Below are 18,184 nucleotides of genomic sequence, written 5' to 3'. Positions count from 1 at the left end.
CCTCAGAGCGCAATGGGGTCGTTGTTGTCCTTGCCGGCGAGCTGCTGGGGCATCGTCAGGATGACCTGCGCCGTGCCACCGTTGCGGCTGGTGATGTCGAGCTTGACGGTCTGACCCGTGGCCGTCCCGTTGGTGTTGTCACCCTCGACCGTGGAGGTGTTGATGACCATCTCCGCGCGGTCGGACTGCTCGTTGAGAACCTCGAACGAGTCGTCCCCGTCTTCGAGGACGCCCGCGGTGAAGTTGTTCCCAGTCGTCAGGTTAGCCGGGTCTGCCGTGTCGGAGCCGGTGACGGTGTCGTTGTAGGTGAGGGTTCGCGCGGTCGTCTCACTCAGGTACTTGACCGTCGTATCTTCGAGAGAGACACTCCCCGAACCGGCCGCGAGGCGGACCGTCAGGAAAATCTGGTCGACGGTGCGTTCCTCGCCGGTCTTGTTAACCAAGCCGTGGGCGTTGACGACGTCGACGCGGTTGGTGACCTTGTTCACAGATTGCTGTCCGGCGTCCTCGGCAGTGGCTTGCAGGAAGCCAGCCGTGTTCACGAGGACGCCCGCCGCGATTGCGGCGACCAGAACCATCGCGATGAAGACGATGAGCGTCCCGATACCGACCTGACCCCGGTCTTCGTTGATGTTTTCGAACATAGATTTCGTGGGTTTGGTCCCACACTCGGTGGGGAGCGGGGAACCGTCACTCGTCAACTTGGAGAGGTCCTACATAACGCTACGGCCCTCACTATCAAGACTGATATCGTAGGGTCGGTGCGTCAATACGTAAACTCCTCCGCACGCTCACGCGAGCGATCAGCGAGCACTCGTCTCAGAAAACGTAAGAAAAGAGTCCGGAGTCGGAGCGGTTCAGTCCTGCGTAATCTTCCGCCACACGTCGTCGAGTTTGTTCTTCACCTCCGGGCGTTCGGTCACGCTGACCGTGTAGTCGTCGCCCTCGAACCGAACGACGATTTCGTCGACTTCACGGCGGTAGACGTTCGTTCGTCGGTGCTCGTCGGAGAGAACCCGGTCGTGCAGTTCGAGGAGCCCCGCCGCCGTCAACTCCTCGATCCGGCGATAACAGGTCGCGATGGGGATGTCCAACATCTCGCTGAACTCCTGTGCCGAGTGGGGTTCGTCCGCGGCACGGAGGATGTCAGGGTTGTATTCGTTTCCCAGTGCGGAGAGGGTCCTGTCAGACTCCATAGATGGAGATTTATCAGGACGCACGGCTTGTCAATGTGTTGGTTGGCTATCTGCCACGTTCTCAGTCATAGTAGTGAGTCCGCCACGGACGGTGACGATGGGATTATATGCCACGGCACCGAGCATTCGCCGATGGACGACGAGGACGAACGTCCCCCCACTCACCAGCGAGAACAGGGGGTCGTCGGGACGGACGAACTCGATATCAGCCGCGACGAGCACGTCGCGGCGCTCGACACGGGCCGGTACGTCATCTCGACCGGAGAGGCCAAGCCGCCGGCCGCCGACGCGGCAGACGACGAGAGCCCGCCCTCCGATTCGGGTGAGACCACAGGGTCCGATACGGAGACCTCCGGCGAGGGCGACGAGCACGACGAGCGCGGCGAGGACGCCGCGGCTCCCGAACTCGTCCTCCCGAAAGACCCGAAAAAACGGGCCGTGCTCGCTCGACGCCTGCTCGCAGAGCGCGTCGGAGCGGTCCGCGCGGACCACGCGCTCGTCACCACCGCGCTCGTCGACGGCAACGTCGCTCGCCACGAGACCGTCTCCGACGACGTGACCGAAGTCGTCAACTCGTTTCTCTCGTGGTACGCCGACGCCGTCGGCAACGCCGACACCCCGCGCGACGAGGTGCTCGGCATCCTGCTTTTAGCCTCGGAGGTGCGGGTTACCTATCCCGTTCGTGCCGTCGAGGCGCTCGCGACCGCCAACGGACTCGACCGAGACGACAGCATCGGCGACCTCCTCGACGCCGTCGAAGACACCGGCGCGTCGTTCCCGCCGCGCCGACGCTGATGCGTCGGTGACGCGGTTCGGGTGGGCGTTGGAACCCGATTGCTGCGGTCTGCACGACGCGACGCGGGTGGTTCCTCCTCGACACACCATATCAGCCTTGATAATGGGGAGGAAGGGTTTATGGTGTGATTTTCGGAAATCTGGAGGTATGGCAAGCAAGGTACTGGTCGTGGACGACTCTGCGTTCATGCGGAATCTCCTCAAACAGCTCCTCGAGGGTGAACACGAAGTCGTCGGCGAGGCCGAAAACGGGGTCGAAGCGGTGGAACTCTACCGCGAACTCGAACCCGATGTCGTCACGATGGACGTCGTGATGCCGATTCGAAACGGCATCGAAGCGACGTCCGAGATCAAGTCGCTCGACGCCGGCGCATCGGTTATCATGTGCACGTCGGTCGGACAGGAAGAAAAGATGCGCGAAGCGGTCGAGGCGGGGGCGGACGGCTACATCACGAAGCCGTTCCAGAAGCCGAACGTGCTCCAGGCTATCGCCGACGTGATTCAGGCAGAGGCATGAATCTCGACGTCCGGTCGCTCCGCACGTTCAGTCGGCTCGCCCACTCGGGCGCGGAGAAAGCCGCCGGTTCGCTGACCACGCTCGCGGGCATCGACACGTACGTCAACGTCACCAAGGTCGAACTCGGGACGAAGTCGGACGTGGAAAACGAGTTCGCCGAGCGCGACCTCGTGAGCGTCCACATCGGCTTTTCGGGCGGCTTAGACGGCCACACCGTGTTGGCGTTCTCGCCCGAGTCCGCAGAGCGGTTGGTCGACGCGTTGATGCCGGGCATCGACGCCACCGACGCCGACGGCGAACTCGCTGAGAGTAGCCTCAAAGAGGTCGCGAACATCATGCTCGGCGGTTTCATCGACGGCTGGGCCGACTACCTCGACACCACCGTCGACATCACGACACCGACCTACGTCGACGACGAGAACGACGGCCCGCTCGACCGCGTCGACGCCGAGGGGTTCGAAAACGGCGGCGACGACGAGCACGTCCTCGTCTTCCGCAACCAGTTGGAGGCCGCGGACAACGCCATCGAGTTCGACCTGTACATGGTGCCGACCGCCTCGTCCATCGGGACCATCGTCGAGGCGAGCGGCGACGACGGCGCGCTCCCGGTCGAGTCGTTCGCCGCCTTCTCCGAGATGATAAACGACGGCGCGACCCAGGCGTCCGAGGACATCACCGCGATGACGGGCATCGACACGACCGTCGAGGTGAGTCGGCTGAGCTTCGTCCCCATCGAGGGCGTGCCGATGTCGCTGACCGACGCGGTTCGACGCGGCGTCGTCTTGGAGTTCAGCGGGACGCCGAGCGGCTACATCGCTATCCTCTTCGACGAGCCGTCGGCCGAGAACATCGCCAGCAGCCTCCTGCCGGGCATGGAGGGCGACGAGGCGATGCGCCAGAGCGCGATTCAGGAAATCGGGAACATCACGACCTCCGGCTTCCTCGACGGCTGGGCGAACGCGCTCGAAACGACCATCGACATCTCGCCGCCGAAGCACGTCCACGACATCGGGTCGGCCATCATCGACCCGCTCGCGACCGACCTCGCGCAGTCCCAAGAGTACGCGTTCCTCATCGACTCGACTATTCGAACGGACGACGACGAGTTCACCTGCGATATCTACGCGCTCCCCGACGAGACGGAACTGCGCAAGGCGCTCAAGCAACTCTCGCCCGCCGCGTGACCCCTCCGTAGAGGAATCTCAATGCAAGTTTACACCACGGACACGCCCGCGGCCCGCTCCGGCCGAATCAAGGTCGGAATCGCCGACTTCGCCGTCTCCAGCGACGAGAGCACGCTGACGACGAGCGGTCTCGGTTCCTGTATCGGCGTCGCGCTGTACGACCCCGAGACCGGCGTCTCGGGGCTCGCACACGCGATGCTTCCGGAGGCGGATGACGGCAGCGAGCCGGCGAAGTTCGTCGACACCGGCGTCGAACTCCTGATCGCAGAGATGCAGGCAGTCGGCGCGGACACCGACCGAATCGTCGCCAAAATCGCCGGGGGAAGCACGATGTTCGACTTCACCTCGGCCGACGGCGACGGCAGTATCGGCGACCGAAACGTCGCCGCGACGCGAACGACGCTCGACGGGTTCGGCATCGACGTCGTCGCCGAGGACGTCGGCGGCTCCCACGGCCGTTCGCTGGAACTCGACAGCGAGACCGGCGACCTCCGCGTGCGAAGCGCGAAGAGCGGCACTCACGTTCTCTGAGCGGTTCGGCTCCTTGTCCCTCGGTCTCGGTGCGACGGTGTTGGAACGAACCCACACTCATCGTTTGGTGACCGACGACACCGACTGTCGAATGACGACGACCGAGTTCGAGCGCCCGCACATCGAGGTATCACGAGTGATAATGTCTCGAATAGATTTATGTCGCCTCCTTCGAATGCTTTCACCGACACGGTACGATATCGCGTGTGACATCGCGGACAGCGCGCTGCGTGCTCCGCCGCCCCGAGTCGGGGGACTCAGGGGATTCGTGCCGTCCTGAACGAGGTGACCCATGTACCTGGACCCGGACGAATACGACCCAGACGAACTTCGACGTATCGCGCGTGACGCACCACGAGCCAGACGGAACGGCGACGGTAGATTCGACGACGGCCGGTTCGACGACGGCCGGTTCGACGACCGCGGACCGTTCCGGTTCGATAACCCGCTTTTCGACCGGAGCCGACAGGAGGCGTCCGAGGCGCTCCGGTCGAGCCAACTCGAACACCTGCTCGTCCACCAGTCCCGCGGCGAGGAAGACGGCGTCGAAAAGCCGTATCTCCGCTCGCTGCCGGACAAGTACGGCGCGGAGCGCGTCGTCTTCGACTGGCTGGAGTTCCTCGTCCTCAAAAGCGGGTTCAAGCGGGCGATGGACGCCCTCCGGTACTACCAGACGGTCGGCTGGGTCACGCCGGACGTCGAGGAGACGCTCCGGGACTATCTCCTCGGCTTCTCCGCCGACGTCGACGAACCGACCGACCTCGACGTCGACGACCACCTGCTGAGCCTGGTCTACGTCGCCCGCCTCTCCTCGATGGTGTGACGCCGACCGCCGGGTCTCGAACACGGTCTCTCCTTCCGACAACCGAGTGTATCCCATGACTGCGCGAACCACCCCGCCGAGTCCGAATCGAGTTGATACCGTATGACGAACGACGCAGCCACGGCCAACGGCACTGACGCGACGCCCGAGTCCGGCGAGCGCGACGCTCCGACCGCCGTCGGCGTCAAGTTCGGGAGCGCCCGAACGACGCTCGTCTTCGACGACGGCGACGCGGCGACGACCGTTCAGGTCCCTTCGTGTCTGGTCGACGGCGAAGACGCGCTCCCCGGCGACGAACGCGTCAGCGACGACGAGGGGGCGGTCCGGCGGTCCGGTGACCGAGCGGAGTTCATGCTTCGCTCGGGCGTGCCCGCGACCGCCCGCGACGCCGAGTTGTTCGAGCGGTTCGTCCGCGAACTCTGCGAGCGACACGACCTCCCGGCCGAAAGCGCCGTCGTCTACGCGATGCCGACCGTCGACGACAGGGTCGGCCTCGCGAACTTCGGCACCGCAGTCGGTGAGTGCGGCCTCGGGGGGACGCTCACGCGAGGGCTCCCGGAATCGCTGTGCGCGTCGATTCCGGCGCTCGGCGACGGAATCGAGGCGGTCGACGAGGTGTTCGTCGCCCTCGACCTCGGCCCGACGAACCTCGAAGCGTGCGCGTACCGACACGGAACGCGGTTGCTCCCGTTCGTCTCCGCAGAGGTGTCCGGCGACCGCGTCGACCGGCGCATCGCCGAGGCGGTCGAAGCCGAGACCGAGGGGCGCGCGACCATCGACCCCGACACCGCCCGCGAGTACAAGGAAACCCACGCCGACTTCGGCGGGTTCGAACCCTTCACCGACGCGGTCGAACGCGGGGACGGAGACGGCGGCGACGGCGTCCACGAGTTCACCGTCGAACGGGGCGTGATGGAGCCGCTGGACGACTACCTCGACGACGCGGTCACAGAGCTCAGCGACTTCTTCTCGCGGCTGGCGAGTTCGCACATGAAGACCTATCAGCTCGCTCGCGCACGCCCGCTGGTCGTCACCGGCGGGATGGCGTGCATCCCCGGCTTGGTCGCAGAACTCGAATCACGCCTCGCCGCGGAGCTCGACCGTCCCGTAGACGTGGTCGTCCCCGACGACCCGACGACCGCCGCGGCCGCGGGCGCACACAGGCTCGCGGTGCGGCTCCGGGACCGAAACGCGACCTGAACACGCTCGGCTCTCGGGTCGGCTCGTTGTCTCGTTCTCTGTTTCGGCTTTGACACGTCGATCATGCGACTCGATTACTGCGCGGCTCAGCCCGTCTCTCAGTCCGTCTCCGACTCGCCCGTTATCGTGCCGCCGTCGCTGGCGGAGGCTGCTCGGTCGGCGCTCCGGAGGCCGACGATGGCGACGGACCCCCGCGGCTCGTTCTCCGTGAACCGGAGCCGACCGTTCGAGCGGTCGATTATCCACTGGACCAGCCAGAGGCCGAGTCCGCTGATGTGCTGGAGCGGCGTCTCGGTCCCCGATTCGAGGACGGAGAGTTCGGCGTCGGGGACGCCCGGCCCGTTGTCGGCGATTCGAATCTCGACGTAGTCGTTCGAGGTCGCGCTCCGCTCGACGGTGACGCCGACCTCCGGGATGACGCGGTCGTTGTGTTCGAGCGCGTTGTCGATGAGGTGTTTGAGTGCCGATTCGATGAGGTCGTCCGCGGTGACCCACATCTTGTCGGGGAGGTTCCGGTGGACGATTGCCTCGGGGTAGTCGGACTCGATGTCGTCTAACTGCGCCTCGATGCGCTCGACCACCTCGACGGGTTCGAGTCCGGACGGCCCGCGGGTGAGCGTCGTGTCGATGTGCCGGGTCTGCTCGCCGAGTTCGACGAGCGACGACGCCTTCCGCTTTATCGTCCGGGCGTGGTCCTTCGACTCGGCGGGGATGCGTTCGTCGAGGAGGAGGTCGGCGTGGCCGAGGATGACGTTCATGTCGTTTCTGAGGTCGTGCCGGAGGACGCGATTCAACACTCGGAGGCGCTGTTCGTAGCGATGGCGACTCGTCACGTCCCGCGAGTTCAACACGACGCCGCCGACGGCGGGGTCATCAAGGAGGTTGACGCCAACCGTCTCGAACCGCCGCCACGTACCGTTTTTGTGGCGGACTCTGAACTCGGCGCGCACGGGCGGGTCGCCGGAGACCACCTCGTCGAAGCAGTCAGCGACCCGGTCTCTGTCATCGGGGTGGACGAGGTCGAGCACCGGCTCACCGACGAGCGCGTCGGTCTGATAGCCGAGCACCTCGGTCATCGAGGGACTCGTGTAGGTCCGTTCGCCGTCCTCGTTGAGGACGGTGATGACGTCCCGCGAGTTCTCGATGAGCGCGCGGAACTCCTCTTCGGTGCGGCGGCGTTCCGTCACGTCGTAGAAGACGAGCAAGCGCGTCCGGTCGCGTGTCTGGTCGCCGAGCGGTTCGGAACGGACCTCGAAATAGCGGTTGGTCCCGTCGTCTTCGACGACCGCTTGCGCCCTGTCTCGACCCGCTAACACCGCCTGAACCTCGGACGGCACGCGAACGCTTTCGAGGACGGACTCGCCGACGCACTCGGAGACCGGCCGCGCTAACAGTTCCGAGGCGGCCCCGTTCGATTCGACGATTCGGTCCTGTTCGTCGAGGACGACGACGGCGTCGCGCATCTCCGAGAGAATCGCGTCGCGGGCGATGGGCGTGATATCGAACAGTTGGTGTCTGAAGAGCGCCCAGAGCACGACGACCGAGCTAACGCCGATAGAGACGGGGACCGGATTGATGCGGAACGGGAAGAAGAACTCGCCGCCGAGCGCGGCGAGCGGAATCACCCCGGCGACGAAGAGAAACCCGGCCTGTCGCCGGTGGATGTTCGAGCTTTTGAGGTACGTTCTCGCGATGACGCTCACCCCGGTGACCGCGACGCCGAACCCGTAAACGACGTGTGCGACGAGGACGAGGACCGGGCCGAACGGACCGAGGAAGTCCGCACCGGGGGCGCCGAACCGGTCCGGCTGCATGGCCCGCCAGGGGCCGAGCGACGACCCGAGCAGCCCGTGGGAGGCGTTCGTCAACTTGAGGGCGATAGCGACGGCGGGCTCGACGGCCAGAAAGCCGAGCATCTGCGTGGAGAGGAGCTGGTCTTCGCCGGCGTAGACGAGCGCAAAGACGAGCCAGACCGTCGGGATGACGGCCGCGCCGGCCCACGCCAACTGCGCGTAGAACAGTTCTGCGCTGGGCGTCATCGGGAGGAAGAGGAACCCGTACGCCGTGGCCCAGATGCTCCCGGAGAGCGTCAACAGCGCAAACGGGAGGCGGACGCGCCGCGAGTAGCGTCGGAACCGGCCGAGAACAACGAGTGTGACGACCCCCGCAAGGATGCCCGCGGCGAACAGCGCGTACGCGTGTGGGTACTGCCCGACGCTGGTCATATGTGGGTCGTGGCTCGCATCTGTGACTCTCTCGGAACTGTTCTTTCCGATGAGTGTCACATCGGAGCGATATCAAACGTGTAGCTGGTACGGAACTTAAGCGATTCGCCCCATATATCAAAGTTGATAGCAGACGGAGCGAAGAGAGAAATCACGCCACGCCGAGTGACACGCCCGTCAAATCAGCTTTCGACTCGTAGTCTCGTTCGGAGTTATCAGCTCAACCGTTCACCCACTCTCTCGGATTGAACGTTCGTGTGGCTGTCATATGTCGGACGTTCGCCCGAACGCTTAATTCGGATGGACGCACACGCAGGGATAGATGCCGCGCGAGTCACGTCACCCGACTGACGCCGACGGCCCGACCGGGCCCGGACTCAGACGGAACTCCGGCGCTCGGTCGTTCGACTGGGTCGACGCACCGACGAACCGGGCGTGGAGCGACGTGGCTCACGAGCGCCTCCTCGCGACGACCGCGGCTGTCACCTCGGACGGCGAGCCGTTCCTCGACGAGATTCCGCGGACGCCGCGGGCCGAGCGCGTGCTGCTCGACTGGTGTGTCCACCTCGTCGAGCGACTCGGCGGTCGCGGCGCGCTGGAGATGGCGTCGTACTACCGCGATATCGGCTGGATAGGCGACGAGCCGCACGACACGATTCGCGAGCGCGTCGTCTCCTTTACCGTCCCCGCCGACTTCGAGGACGCGCCGACAGAAGAGGACCACGTCCGCAGTTTCTCCTACGTCGCTCGGCTGTCGGCGATGGCCGAGTCGGAGTGAGTCACCGCCGGCTTCGACGGCCGCTCAGAGGCCGAGTTCGCGGCCGATGATGAGGTGTTGAATCTCGCTCGTCCCCTCGCCGATTTCCATGAGCTTCGCGTCGCGGTAGAACCGCTGAGGGGCGAAATCGGTCGTGTAGCCGTAGCCGCCGAGCACCTGCACCGCGTCTTCTGCGACCTCGCGGGCGGCCTCCGAGGCGTCGAGTTTCGCCAACGCGGACTCTCGGCTGACCCGCTTTCCGGCGTCGTACCGCGTCGCGGCCTTGTGGGTGAGGAGTCGCGCGCGCTCGGTCTTGCGGTGCATCGAGACGAGTTTGTCGCGGATGGCGTCGAACTTCGAAATCGGCCGGTCGAACTGCTCGCGCTCTTGGGCGTACGATTTGGCGTGGCCGTACGCGCCCTCGGCGAGCCCGACCGAGAGCGCCGCGATGGAGATGCGGCCGCCGTCGAGCGTCTTCATCGTCTGCTTCCAGCCGCCGCCCTCCTCGCCGAGGAGGCGGTCTTCGGGCACCCAACAGTCGTCGAAGGAGAGCTCGCAGGTCGGCGAGGAGTTGAGCCCCATCTTGTCCCACTCGGTCGTTACCTCGAAGCCGTCGTCGTTCTCGGGGTCGACGATGAACGTCGAGATGCCGTCGTAGCCCGCGCCGGGGTCCGTGACGGCCTTCACGAGGACCGAGCCGGCGACGTTCGCGTTCGTGATGAACTGCTTCGTGCCGTCGATGACGTAGCCGTCGCCGTCCCGCTCTGCGACCGTGTCCATGTCGCTGGCGTCGCTCCCGGACCCGGGCTCGGTGAGCGCCCAGCCGCCGAGGTGCTCACCGGTCGCCAGCGGCGTAAGCCAGCGTTCCTTCTGCTCGTCGGTGCCGAACAGTTCGATAGGCTTCGACGCGAGGCTGACGTGGGCGGCGTACGACAGGCCGATACCGCCCGAGACGCGACCGAGTTCCTCCACGACGAGCGCGTACATCAACTGGTCGCCGCCGAGGCCGCCGTACGCCTCGTCGATGGGGACGCCCATCACGTCCAACTCGGCCAACTGGTCGAATATCTCCGCGGGGAACCGGTGTTCGTCCTCGATGTCCTGCGCGATGGGCGCGATTTCTTCCTCGCAGAACTCGCGGACGGTGTCCCGAATCATCCGGTGTTCGGCCGGGATGTCGAAGTCCATGCGACCAACTATCGCCGTGCCGGACATAAACTAATCGAACGACCATGAAGGATATGCGTCGCGGCCGGCGAAGGCGGCAGCCCACGTCGGGTACTCCCATCGCGTGGGAATAGGCATCCGGGTCTTTTTGCGCCGCGGCCCGACGTTCTCGTATGTACTCCCACATCCTCTTTCCGACCGACGGCAGCGACTGCGCGGACGCCGCGTTGGACCACGCCATCGAACACGCCCGCACCTACGACGCGACGCTCGTGGCGCTCTACGTCGCGGACGTGCGCGAGGTCGGCTACGCCGCGCCCGCGCTCTCGCTCGAACGGGTCCGCGAGGCGCTCCTCGAAAGCGGTGAGCAGGTGCTAGACCGCGTCGCTCAGGCGGCCCGCGAGGCCGGCGTCGAGGTCGAGACCGTCGTCACGGAGGGCACGCCCGCGAGCGAGATTATCCGCCACGCCGACGAACGGGAGGTGGACCTCGTCGTGATGGGAACTCACGGCCGCAGCGGCATCGACCGCTACCTCATCGGGAGCGTCGCCGAGCGCGTCGTCCGCGGCTCCGACGCGCCCGTGTTGACGGTCCGACAGGAATCGTCGTAGGCCCACGAGGTTAAGCCGCCCCTCGTCTTACGGGGGTGCATGGACCTCCGTCGGCTCGTCCGCGGCCGCCTCGGGTGGCCGCGTCTGGAGACGGTCGCCCGCGAACTCGCTCGGCGATACGACCGCGACAGCCTCCACATCCGATTTCTCGAGGCGGACAACTGGCTTTCGACCCCGATGGTCGTCGACGACGAGTGGTTCGTGAAAGTCATCTCCAAACAGAACTCGCTCGTCCACGCCGTCTTCACCACCGGGCGAAACCTCGGCGCGTTCTCCAGCGGGACGGAGGGCTTTTTCGGGCATTTCGGGACGCCGCTGGAGATGGCCGAACACGAACTCGAAGCGACGAAGCGACTCCGCGACATCGGCCTGCAAGCGCCCGCGCCGGTCGAGGCGTTCGAGGTGGACGGTCTCGGCGTGCTCGTCCTCGAATACCTGCCGAACTTCCACACCCTCGACACCGCCCCGCGAGCGGAGGTCGAACGGCTCGCCCCCGAACTGTTCGCGGCGCTCGCGGCGATGCACGACAACCACCTCGCTCACGGCGACCTCAGAGCCGAGAACGTCCTCGTCCGCGAGGACGGCATCTACTTCATCGACGCGACGAACGTCAACGACGAGGGGATGCGCGACGCCCGCGCGTACGACCTCGCCTGCGGGCTGGCCGCGCTCGAACCGCTCGTCGGTCCCAAGAAGGCCGTCACCGCGGCGCTCGACTCCTACGACGCGGACGCGCTGTTGGACGCCGTCGACTTCCTCGACTTCGTCAACATCCGGCCCGACCACGACTTCGACGCCGCGTCGCTCAAAGGCGAAATCGAAAAGCACGCGGCGTAGCACGCGGTCGGAAAAAGCCGCGAACGCGGGGCGAGTCGCGCGTTACTCGCCCTCGACGCCCTCGTAGTCCGCGCCGCCCATGTAGAGCCGCGAGACTTCGGGGTCGTCGAGGAGGCCGTCGGCGTCGCCCTCGTAGGCGACTGTCCCCTGGTCGAGGACGTAGCCGCGGTCGGAGATGCCGAGCCCCTCGCGGGCGTTCTGCTCGACCATCAGGACCGCCGTCCCGAGTTCGTTCACCTTCTTCACGTCCTCGAACACCGACTGGACGATGTTGGGCGCGAGGCCCGCCGACGGCTCGTCGATGAGGAGCACTTCGGGCTCCATCACGAGCGCGCGGGCGAACGCGAGCACCTGCCGCTGGCCGCCCGAGAGCGTCCGGGCCTTCGCAGAGCGCTTCTCGTCGAGAATCGAGAACTGGTCGTACAGTTCGTCGATTCGCGCCTGCAAGCCCTCCGAGCGGGCGACCCCGCCCATCCTGAGGTTCTCGTCGATGGTGAGCGAGGAAAAGACGTTGTCCACCTGCGGGACGTAGCCCATCCCGACGCGGACGAGGTCCTCCGGCTCCTCGCCGGTGATATCTCGCCCACTCAGTTCGACCGAGCCGGTCCACGGCTTGAGGAGGCCGAACACCGTCTTGAGGACGGTCGACTTCCCCGCGCCGTTCGGCCCGATGATGCAGACGATTTCGTCCGATTCGAGGCGGAGCGTCAGGTCGCGGAGCACCTGCACCTCGCCGTAGCCGCTGTCGACGCCGCTGACGTCGAGGGCGCGCTCGGTCACGGGCCGGCCCCCCCGAGGTACGCCTCGATGACGCGGTCGTCGGAGCGGACTTCGTCCGGCGAGCCCTCCATGAGCACCTTCCCTTGGTCGAGAACGATGATGGGGTCTGCGAGGTCCATGATAATCGGCATGTCGTGTTCGATGATGAGAAAGGTCTGTCCCTCCTCGTTGAGTTCGCGGATGAACCGCTTGATGTCGTTCGCGAGCGTCGGATTGACGCCGGCGACCGGCTCGTCCAAAAGCAGGATATCGGGGTTCGTCGTGAACGCCCGCGCGAGCTCGACGAGCTTCATCTGCCCGCCGGAGAGGTCGGTCGACGGTTGGTCGATGAGATGCCCGATTTCGAACCGTTCGAGCAGCTCGCGCGTCTGTTCGATGTTCGCCCGCTCCTCTTCTGTCACGTCGGAGCCGGAGAAGAAAAGCGAGAAGACGGACTCGCCTTTCTGCGGGCCGGGACCGACGAGCATCGCTTCGCGGACGGACATCCCCTCCAGCCGCCGGGGCGTCTGGAAGGTCCGAACGAGTCCCTTTCGGACGCGCTCGTGCGGTTCGAGGTCGGTCACGTCCTCGCCGTTGACGGTGACGTGGCCGGCGTCGTTCTCGTAGAAGCCGGAGATGAGGTTGAACAGCGTGGACTTGCCCGCGCCGTTCGGTCCAATCATCCCGGTGATGGTCCCGCGTTCGACCTCGATGGAGACGTCGTCGGTGGCGACGAGGCCGCCGAACGCCTTCTCCAAGCCGGTCGTCTTCAGGACGACGTCGTCCTTGTCGAGGCGCGCGCCCTCGTACGCGTCGTCGTTCATCGGTCGTCACCCCCGTTCGAGGCGGTCCCGCCGTCGGAGGCGGCACCGGAGGGAGACGCGCCGCCGGCACCGCTTCCGTCGCGCGCCGCCGGCCAGATGAGTTCGTCCTTCGGCGGCAGGAGCCCGTCCTGCCGGAACCGCATGATGAGGATGATGAGCCCGCCGACGAACAGCAGTCGGAGCGGGGCCAAGTCGACGCCGAGCGTCTGGATGAACCCGATGTCGTTGAGGAAGCGGGTCCCCTCGCGGATGGCGATGACGACGGCCGCGCCGACGACCGCCCCGCGGTTCGACCCGGTCCCGCCGAGGATGACGGCGATCCAGATGTAGAACGTCGTCAGGGGAACGAGGTCGGAGGGGTCGATGTAGAGGTTCAGGTGGGCGTAGAACGCCCCGGCGACGGCCACGATGACCGAGCCGAGGACGAACGCCTGCATCTTGAATCGGTAGGTGTTCTTCCCGAGCGCCTTCGCGAGGTCCTCGTCGGACCGGATGGTCCGGAGGACGCGCCCCCACTGCGACCGGTGGACGCGCCGGAGGAACAGGTAGACGACGGCGATGAGGACGACCACGACGGCGGCCGTCGTCGCGGAGTCGGTCAGCGGGAGCCACGACAGGAGGTTCGGGATGCCGCTGATACCTCTCGACCCGGCGGTCCACTGGTCTTCGTTGAGGATGATGGTGCGGATGACCTCGGCGAGTCCGAGACTGGCGATGGCGAGGTAGTCCTCGCGCAGGCGGAGCGTCGGGATGCCGATGAGCACCGCGATGAGCGCGCTCACGACGATTGCCCCGAGGAACCCGAACACCGGGTGGAGTCCGAGTCCGAGCGGGGAGTTCGGCGCGGTCAACAGCGCGGCGCAGTACGCGCCGATTCCCCAGAAGGCGGCGACGGAGAAGTTGATGAGTCCGGCGTAGCCCCACTGGACGTTGAGTCCGAGCGACAGCAGGGCGTACATCCCGACGAGCGCGATTTGGAACAGGAGGAAGCGCAGTCCGACGACGCCGGTGAGGACGCCGACGACGAGCAACACGGTGATGAGTCCGAGCACCGCGAAGATGCGCCGCTCGGTCGCGTCGCGGACGAGCGTCTCGGTCACCCACGAGGTGACGGCGCTCATCCGTTATCACCCGCGATTCCGCTCGGGCGAACGAGCAAGATAGCGACCATGATGACGAACGCGACGGCCGCGGCGTACCGCGACCTGACCGGGATGATGCCCCACTGGTAGAACAGCGGAACGAGCTCGTGGACCATCCCGATGACGAGGCCACCGAGCATCGCGCCGTAGACGGAGCCGATGCCGCCGAGGATGACCGCGGCGAAGACGATAAGCAGGATGTCGAAGCCCATCCGCGGGCGGACGAGTTCCTCCAGTCCGAGGAAGACGCCGCCGGCCGCGGCGAGCGCGCCGCCGATGAGCCACATGGCGAAGATGACCTCGCCGGTCCGAATCCCGCTGACCCGCGCGAGGTCCGCGTTGTCGGCGGTCGCGCGCATCTTCCGACCGAGCGTCGTCCGCGTCAGCGTCAGGTGCAACGCCGTCACGAGGACGACGGTGAGCGCCACGACGACGAGGTTGCGCGGCGTGACCGCGATGCCGAGCGTCTCGCGGACCCACGGAATCGGGCCCTGTCGGGACACGCCGTAGCGCTCGGGTTCGGTTCCGAACGACAGGAAGACCAGCGCGCGATAGTTAGCTCGTGATGTAGTCACCGAAGACGTACTCGTGGTCCTCGACGCTGTAAATCTGGTAGTAGCCCGGCGGGTCGCCGTTCTCGTCGAGGTCGACCGGGCCGCTGACGCCCTGATAGTTGATGTCGCCCGGCGAACCGCCGTCGCGGAGGACGGCCGCGGCCTCCTCGAAGTTGAAGACCTCCTCGCCCTCGGGGCGGGTCACGTCGCGGACGACCGACGCGAGCGCCTCGCCGGTGAACTCGTCTGCCGCCTCGATGGCGATGGCCGCGACCGTCACGGCGTCGTAGGCGTACGCCGACCAGACCGTCGGCGTCCCGTCGTAGTTCTCCTCGAACGCGGCGACGAAGTTCTGGTAGTTCTCCTGGTCCTGCGGGGCGCTCTCGGTGATGCCCGTCATCCCGTCCATGCTGCCTTCGGGCGTGTTTTCGATGATGGAGTCGGCGACGGTGGACTCCGCGCCGTAGTAGTCCACGGACGTGTTGTAGCCCTGGTCGAAGCCCTCGTTGACCATGACCGTGTACTCGTTCGCGTACGTGAGGAAGATCCACGCCGAGGCGTCGGTCGATGCCATCTCGGTGAGGACGCCGCTGTACGGCGACTGACCCTGGTCGTGCGGTTCGTTGTAGGCGACGGTGCCGTCGAACTCGGACTCGAACATCTCGGCGAACACCTCGGACAGCCCCGTCCCGTAGTCGTTGTTGATCCACGTGACGGCGACCGTGTCGTGGCCGTCGTCGTTGACGAGGCTGGCGAGCACCTGTCCCTTCGCGGAACCAGAGGGTCTCATCCGAAGCAGCTCCGGCCGCGTCGTGAGTTCGGGACTCGTGCTGTTCTGGCTGATTTGGACGACGCCGGCGTCTCTCGTGACGCTGTCGTGGATGGCGATGGAGACGCCGGAGCCCACGGAGCCGATGAGAAGCGGGACGCCGTCTTGGTTGACGAGCACCTGTGCGCCGTTGACTCCGCCTTGGTTCGTACTCTCGTCGTCCTCGACGGAGATGTTCAGCGACGCCCCTTCGGAGCCGATACCGACCTCGTTGACGGCCGCGAGCGCGAGTTCGCGGCCACGAGTGTTGCGCTCGCCGTACGGCGCGAGCGACCCGGTGAGCGAGTCGACCATCCCGATGGTGTACGACGATTCGTCGCCGCCGCTTTCCTCGGTGGTCGTCGCCGCGGGGGTCTCTTCTTCCCCTTCGAGACAGCCGGCGGTCACCTTCCCCTTCGAGACAGCCGGCGGTCGCCCCGACGAGCGAGAGCCCCGACAGCTTCAGCAGCGTTCTGCGTTCCATGTCGTGTGATGACATAACAAGCAATGCTCTCCAGCTATCGTAAATATACCTGTGACCGCCCATAGTCGGGACCCCGGACCCCGTCGGACGAAACGAGCGTTCCGTGATTATTTCAGGAATATTTTTCAGAATGATTTGGTAGGGTCTCTCTTTAGGGTACGTGTCTCACAATAGCGGGTCGTGATACCCCCCATCGCGAACAACTTCGTGGCGGGCGAGACGGCCGACGGAGCGGTCTCGCACGTCGAGTCGCTGAACCGCGACGGCATCGCGGGGATACTGAACCTGCTCGGCGAGCACTACACCGACCGGACGGCCGCCGACCCCGACGCCGACGCGTACGTCGACCTCGTCCGTCGACTCGGCGCGACGGACCTCGATGGCTGCGTCTCGGTGAAGCCTTCGCAGATCGGTCTCGACATCAGCGACCGCGCGTTCCGGGAGAACCTCGACCGCATCGTCGACGCCGCGGACGCCGAAGGCGTGTTCGTCTGGGTCGACATGGAGGACCACGAGACGACCGACGTGACCCTCAACGCCGTCGACGACTTGGGCCACCGGACGGGCGGGAACGTCGGCGTCTGCGTGCAGGCGAACCTGAAACGCACGCGCGACGACCTCGAACGCCTCGCGGAGGTCCCCGGCAAGGTCCGCCTCGTCAAGGGCGCGTACAACGAGCCGGCGTCCATCGCGTACAAGGAGAAGTCGAAGGTGGACGAGGTGTACAGGGACCTCCTCGAACAGATGTTCACCGAGTTCGACGGCGGCATCGCGGTCGGCAGCCACGACCCGCACATGATTGCGCACGCCCGCCGCCTCCACGAACAGTACGGGACGCCCTACGAGGTGCAGATGCTCATGGGCGTGCGCGAGGACGGTCAGCGCGACCTCGCGGACGCCGGCATCGAGACGTGGCAGTACGTCCCCTACGGGGACAAATGGTTCTCCTACTTCTACCGGCGCGTCCGCGAGCGGAAGTCGAACGCGCTGTTCGCGCTCCGCGCCGTCGCCGGTATCTGAGCCGGGACGGACACCCAATCGTCCCGCGCTACTGCGGGTCGAGCAGTTTCGACTCCGCTTTGCGCAGGTGTTCGAGCAGCGTCGTCTTCGAGATGTCCATCTCGGCGGCGAGTTCGCGGGTGGAAACCTCGCGGGGCCAGCGGTAGTAGCCTTCTTCGCGCGCGAGTTCGAACGCCTCCCGCTGACTCCGGGTGAGCGTGTCGAGCCGCCGACTGCGCTCCGGTTCCGCGCCCTCGGACGTGGAGATGGAGGCGACGCGAATCTCGGCTCCGGTCTCGTCCATGACGGTCTCGATGCACGGCTGTATCTCCTCGCGCGCGCCGGCGAACCAGACTTCCCACCGCTCGCGGCCGTTTTCTATCTGCGTGGGGGCGCTGTGGACGAAGCCCTGCTTGAGCAGCTCCGGACACATCATGTCGCTCGGGTCGTACTCCAAGAAGAACTCGCGGGCGACCGGGCCGGGCGCGACGTGCTTCCCGCGGGAGTCGAACCGCTCTTGCAGTTCCAACACCTCGCCCGTGAGCTCCGAGTCGGCGATGGCGTCGAGGAGCGTCTCGACCTCGTCAAGCGACTCGCCGTAGGCGGTGAACAGCCCGTTCGACCGCTCGACGCCCGCGGCGGGAGCGTCGTAGATGGCGTGTGCGAGGATGCCGCCGTCGTATTCGCTCGTCGATTCTATCGCCCAGCAGTTCGGATGCCACAGGTCGAGCGTAAGGCGCGTGCCTTCACCTGCCGTGCGCTCGCTCATAC

Annotated in this window: 18 protein-coding genes and 2 pseudogenes; 10 read left to right on the top strand and 10 right to left on the bottom strand. The window is 66.0% G+C overall.

Translation table 11 applies throughout. The features are described 5' to 3' along the window. Positions 1-2 precede the first annotated feature (2 nt). Positions 3-644, bottom strand: coding sequence for a flagellin A1 (flgA1, locus tag HVO_RS10515; RefSeq protein ID WP_004043732.1), 642 nt, complete (start codon positions 642-644; stop codon positions 3-5). A 213-nt stretch (positions 645-857) separates the two neighbouring features. Further along, a complete protein-coding gene (locus HVO_RS10510) occupies positions 858-1,196 on the bottom strand; it encodes an ArsR/SmtB family transcription factor (protein WP_004043733.1) in 339 nt (112 codons plus the stop codon). A 132-nt stretch (positions 1,197-1,328) separates the two neighbouring features. Between HVO_RS10510 and HVO_RS10505 the strand changes: the two genes are divergently transcribed. From HVO_RS10505 to HVO_RS10480, 6 genes are all read left to right on the top strand, one after another. Further along, positions 1,329-1,991, top strand: a complete 663-nt coding sequence (locus HVO_RS10505; RefSeq protein WP_004043734.1) for a DUF7500 family protein — start codon at positions 1,329-1,331, stop codon at positions 1,989-1,991. Between the two features lie 148 nt (positions 1,992-2,139). Beyond that, positions 2,140-2,508 carry a chemotaxis protein CheY gene (gene cheY / locus HVO_RS10500; protein ID WP_004043735.1) on the top strand — a complete coding sequence of 123 codons (369 nt, stop codon included), beginning with the start codon at positions 2,140-2,142 and terminating at the stop codon, positions 2,506-2,508. Further along, positions 2,505-3,692 (top strand): chemotaxis protein CheC, encoded by a 1,188-nt coding sequence (locus HVO_RS10495; protein WP_004043736.1) that lies wholly within the window; start codon positions 2,505-2,507, stop codon positions 3,690-3,692. The genes cheY and HVO_RS10495 overlap by 4 nt, the downstream gene beginning before the upstream one ends. A 21-nt stretch (positions 3,693-3,713) precedes the next feature. After that, positions 3,714-4,223, top strand: a complete 510-nt coding sequence (locus HVO_RS10490) for a chemotaxis protein CheD (protein WP_004043737.1) — start codon at positions 3,714-3,716, stop codon at positions 4,221-4,223. 292 nt (positions 4,224-4,515) lie between these two features. Beyond that, positions 4,516-5,046, top strand: a complete 531-nt coding sequence (locus HVO_RS10485; RefSeq protein WP_004043738.1) for a FlaD/FlaE family flagellar protein — start codon at positions 4,516-4,518, stop codon at positions 5,044-5,046. Positions 5,047-5,148: 102 nt separating this feature from the next. Further along, complete coding sequence (locus tag HVO_RS10480; protein ID WP_004043739.1) at positions 5,149-6,246, top strand: hypothetical protein; 1,098 nt, start codon at positions 5,149-5,151, stop codon at positions 6,244-6,246. A gap of 98 nt (positions 6,247-6,344) precedes the next feature. Here HVO_RS10480 and HVO_RS10475 read toward each other — a convergent pair whose 3' ends face one another. Beyond that, positions 6,345-8,471, bottom strand: a complete 2,127-nt coding sequence (locus HVO_RS10475; protein WP_004043740.1) for a histidine kinase N-terminal 7TM domain-containing protein — start codon at positions 8,469-8,471, stop codon at positions 6,345-6,347. Positions 8,472-8,793: 322 nt separating this feature from the next. On the opposite strand from HVO_RS10475, the gene HVO_RS10470 reads away from it, so the two are divergent. Beyond that, positions 8,794-9,249: a FlaD/FlaE family flagellar protein gene (locus tag HVO_RS10470; RefSeq protein ID WP_004043741.1), complete on the top strand. Its 456-nt coding sequence runs from the start codon at positions 8,794-8,796 to the stop codon at positions 9,247-9,249. Between the two features lie 24 nt (positions 9,250-9,273). Here HVO_RS10470 and HVO_RS10465 read toward each other — a convergent pair whose 3' ends face one another. After that, entirely contained in the window at positions 9,274-10,416 is a 1,143-nt protein-coding gene (locus HVO_RS10465) for an acyl-CoA dehydrogenase family protein (RefSeq protein ID WP_004043742.1), read from the bottom strand. A 152-nt stretch (positions 10,417-10,568) separates the two neighbouring features. Here HVO_RS10465 and HVO_RS10460 point away from each other — a divergent pair, with 152 nt between their 5' ends. Together HVO_RS10460 and HVO_RS10455 are read left to right on the top strand one after the other, a co-directional pair. After that, positions 10,569-11,006: a universal stress protein gene (locus tag HVO_RS10460; protein WP_004043743.1), complete on the top strand. Its 438-nt coding sequence runs from the start codon at positions 10,569-10,571 to the stop codon at positions 11,004-11,006. Positions 11,007-11,045: 39 nt separating this feature from the next. Then, the gene (locus HVO_RS10455) at positions 11,046-11,843 is read left to right on the top strand and encodes an RIO1 family regulatory kinase/ATPase domain-containing protein (RefSeq protein ID WP_004043744.1); all 798 of its coding nucleotides are present in this window, start codon (positions 11,046-11,048) and stop codon (positions 11,841-11,843) included. Positions 11,844-11,885: 42 nt separating this feature from the next. Here the strand turns inward: HVO_RS10455 and HVO_RS10450 are convergent, their stop codons facing one another. The 5 genes and pseudogenes from HVO_RS10450 to HVO_RS10430 form a co-directional block, all read right to left on the bottom strand. Then, complete coding sequence (locus HVO_RS10450; protein ID WP_004043745.1) at positions 11,886-12,623, bottom strand: ABC transporter ATP-binding protein; 738 nt, start codon at positions 12,621-12,623, stop codon at positions 11,886-11,888. Continuing rightward, entirely contained in the window at positions 12,620-13,426 is an 807-nt protein-coding gene (locus HVO_RS10445) for an ABC transporter ATP-binding protein (protein ID WP_004043746.1), read from the bottom strand. Before HVO_RS10445 ends, HVO_RS10450 begins: the two co-directional genes overlap by 4 nt. Continuing rightward, entirely contained in the window at positions 13,423-14,547 is a 1,125-nt protein-coding gene (locus tag HVO_RS10440) for a branched-chain amino acid ABC transporter permease (protein ID WP_004043747.1), read from the bottom strand. Before HVO_RS10440 ends, HVO_RS10445 begins: the two co-directional genes overlap by 4 nt. Further along, positions 14,544-15,122, bottom strand: a pseudogene (locus HVO_RS10435) (ABC transporter permease subunit); the annotation flags it as partial. The pseudogene HVO_RS10435 and the gene HVO_RS10440, both read right to left, overlap by 4 nt. A gap of 1 nt (position 15,123) precedes the next feature. Next, positions 15,124-16,414 (bottom strand): annotated as a pseudogene (locus tag HVO_RS10430) (ABC transporter substrate-binding protein). 180 nt (positions 16,415-16,594) lie between these two features. Here HVO_RS10430 and HVO_RS10425 point away from each other — a divergent pair. After that, positions 16,595-17,434, top strand: a complete 840-nt coding sequence (locus HVO_RS10425; RefSeq protein ID WP_004043750.1) for a proline dehydrogenase family protein — start codon at positions 16,595-16,597, stop codon at positions 17,432-17,434. Between the two features lie 28 nt (positions 17,435-17,462). On the opposite strand, the gene HVO_RS10420 is transcribed toward HVO_RS10425, so the two are convergent. Then, a complete protein-coding gene (locus tag HVO_RS10420) occupies positions 17,463-18,182 on the bottom strand; it encodes a helix-turn-helix domain-containing protein (protein ID WP_004043751.1) in 720 nt (239 codons plus the stop codon). Positions 18,183-18,184 lie beyond the last annotated feature (2 nt).

The sequence above is a fragment of the Haloferax volcanii DS2 genome, assembly GCF_000025685.1.
Lineage (GTDB): Archaea > Halobacteriota > Halobacteria > Halobacteriales > Haloferacaceae > Haloferax > Haloferax volcanii.
The sequence above is the reverse complement of the archived record's forward strand: the minus strand, read 5'-3'. Positions and strand labels throughout refer to the sequence as shown.

What these genes read in the sequence shown, in the direction of transcription:
- HVO_RS10485 (WP_004043738.1), top strand. Translation starts at nt 4,516, where the DNA reads ATGTACCTGGACCCGGACGAATACGACCCAGACGAACTTCGACGTATC.
- HVO_RS10495 (WP_004043736.1), top strand. Translation starts at nt 2,505, where the DNA reads ATGAATCTCGACGTCCGGTCGCTCCGCACGTTCAGTCGGCTCGCCCAC.
- HVO_RS10465 (WP_004043742.1), bottom strand. Translation starts at nt 10,416, where the DNA reads ATGGACTTCGACATCCCGGCCGAACACCGGATGATTCGGGACACCGTC.
- HVO_RS10475 (WP_004043740.1), bottom strand. Translation starts at nt 8,471, where the DNA reads ATGACCAGCGTCGGGCAGTACCCACACGCGTACGCGCTGTTCGCCGCG.
- HVO_RS10490 (WP_004043737.1), top strand. Translation starts at nt 3,714, where the DNA reads ATGCAAGTTTACACCACGGACACGCCCGCGGCCCGCTCCGGCCGAATC.
- flgA1 (WP_004043732.1), bottom strand. Translation starts at nt 644, where the DNA reads ATGTTCGAAAACATCAACGAAGACCGGGGTCAGGTCGGTATCGGGACG.
- HVO_RS10445 (WP_004043746.1), bottom strand. Translation starts at nt 13,426, where the DNA reads ATGAACGACGACGCGTACGAGGGCGCGCGCCTCGACAAGGACGACGTC.
- HVO_RS10420 (WP_004043751.1), bottom strand. Translation starts at nt 18,182, where the DNA reads ATGAGCGAGCGCACGGCAGGTGAAGGCACGCGCCTTACGCTCGACCTG.
- HVO_RS10440 (WP_004043747.1), bottom strand. Translation starts at nt 14,547, where the DNA reads ATGAGCGCCGTCACCTCGTGGGTGACCGAGACGCTCGTCCGCGACGCG.
- HVO_RS10460 (WP_004043743.1), top strand. Translation starts at nt 10,569, where the DNA reads ATGTACTCCCACATCCTCTTTCCGACCGACGGCAGCGACTGCGCGGAC.
- HVO_RS10510 (WP_004043733.1), bottom strand. Translation starts at nt 1,196, where the DNA reads ATGGAGTCTGACAGGACCCTCTCCGCACTGGGAAACGAATACAACCCT.
- HVO_RS10480 (WP_004043739.1), top strand. Translation starts at nt 5,149, where the DNA reads ATGACGAACGACGCAGCCACGGCCAACGGCACTGACGCGACGCCCGAG.
- HVO_RS10505 (WP_004043734.1), top strand. Translation starts at nt 1,329, where the DNA reads ATGGACGACGAGGACGAACGTCCCCCCACTCACCAGCGAGAACAGGGG.
- HVO_RS10470 (WP_004043741.1), top strand. Translation starts at nt 8,794, where the DNA reads ATGCCGCGCGAGTCACGTCACCCGACTGACGCCGACGGCCCGACCGGG.
- HVO_RS10455 (WP_004043744.1), top strand. Translation starts at nt 11,046, where the DNA reads ATGGACCTCCGTCGGCTCGTCCGCGGCCGCCTCGGGTGGCCGCGTCTG.
- cheY (WP_004043735.1), top strand. Translation starts at nt 2,140, where the DNA reads ATGGCAAGCAAGGTACTGGTCGTGGACGACTCTGCGTTCATGCGGAAT.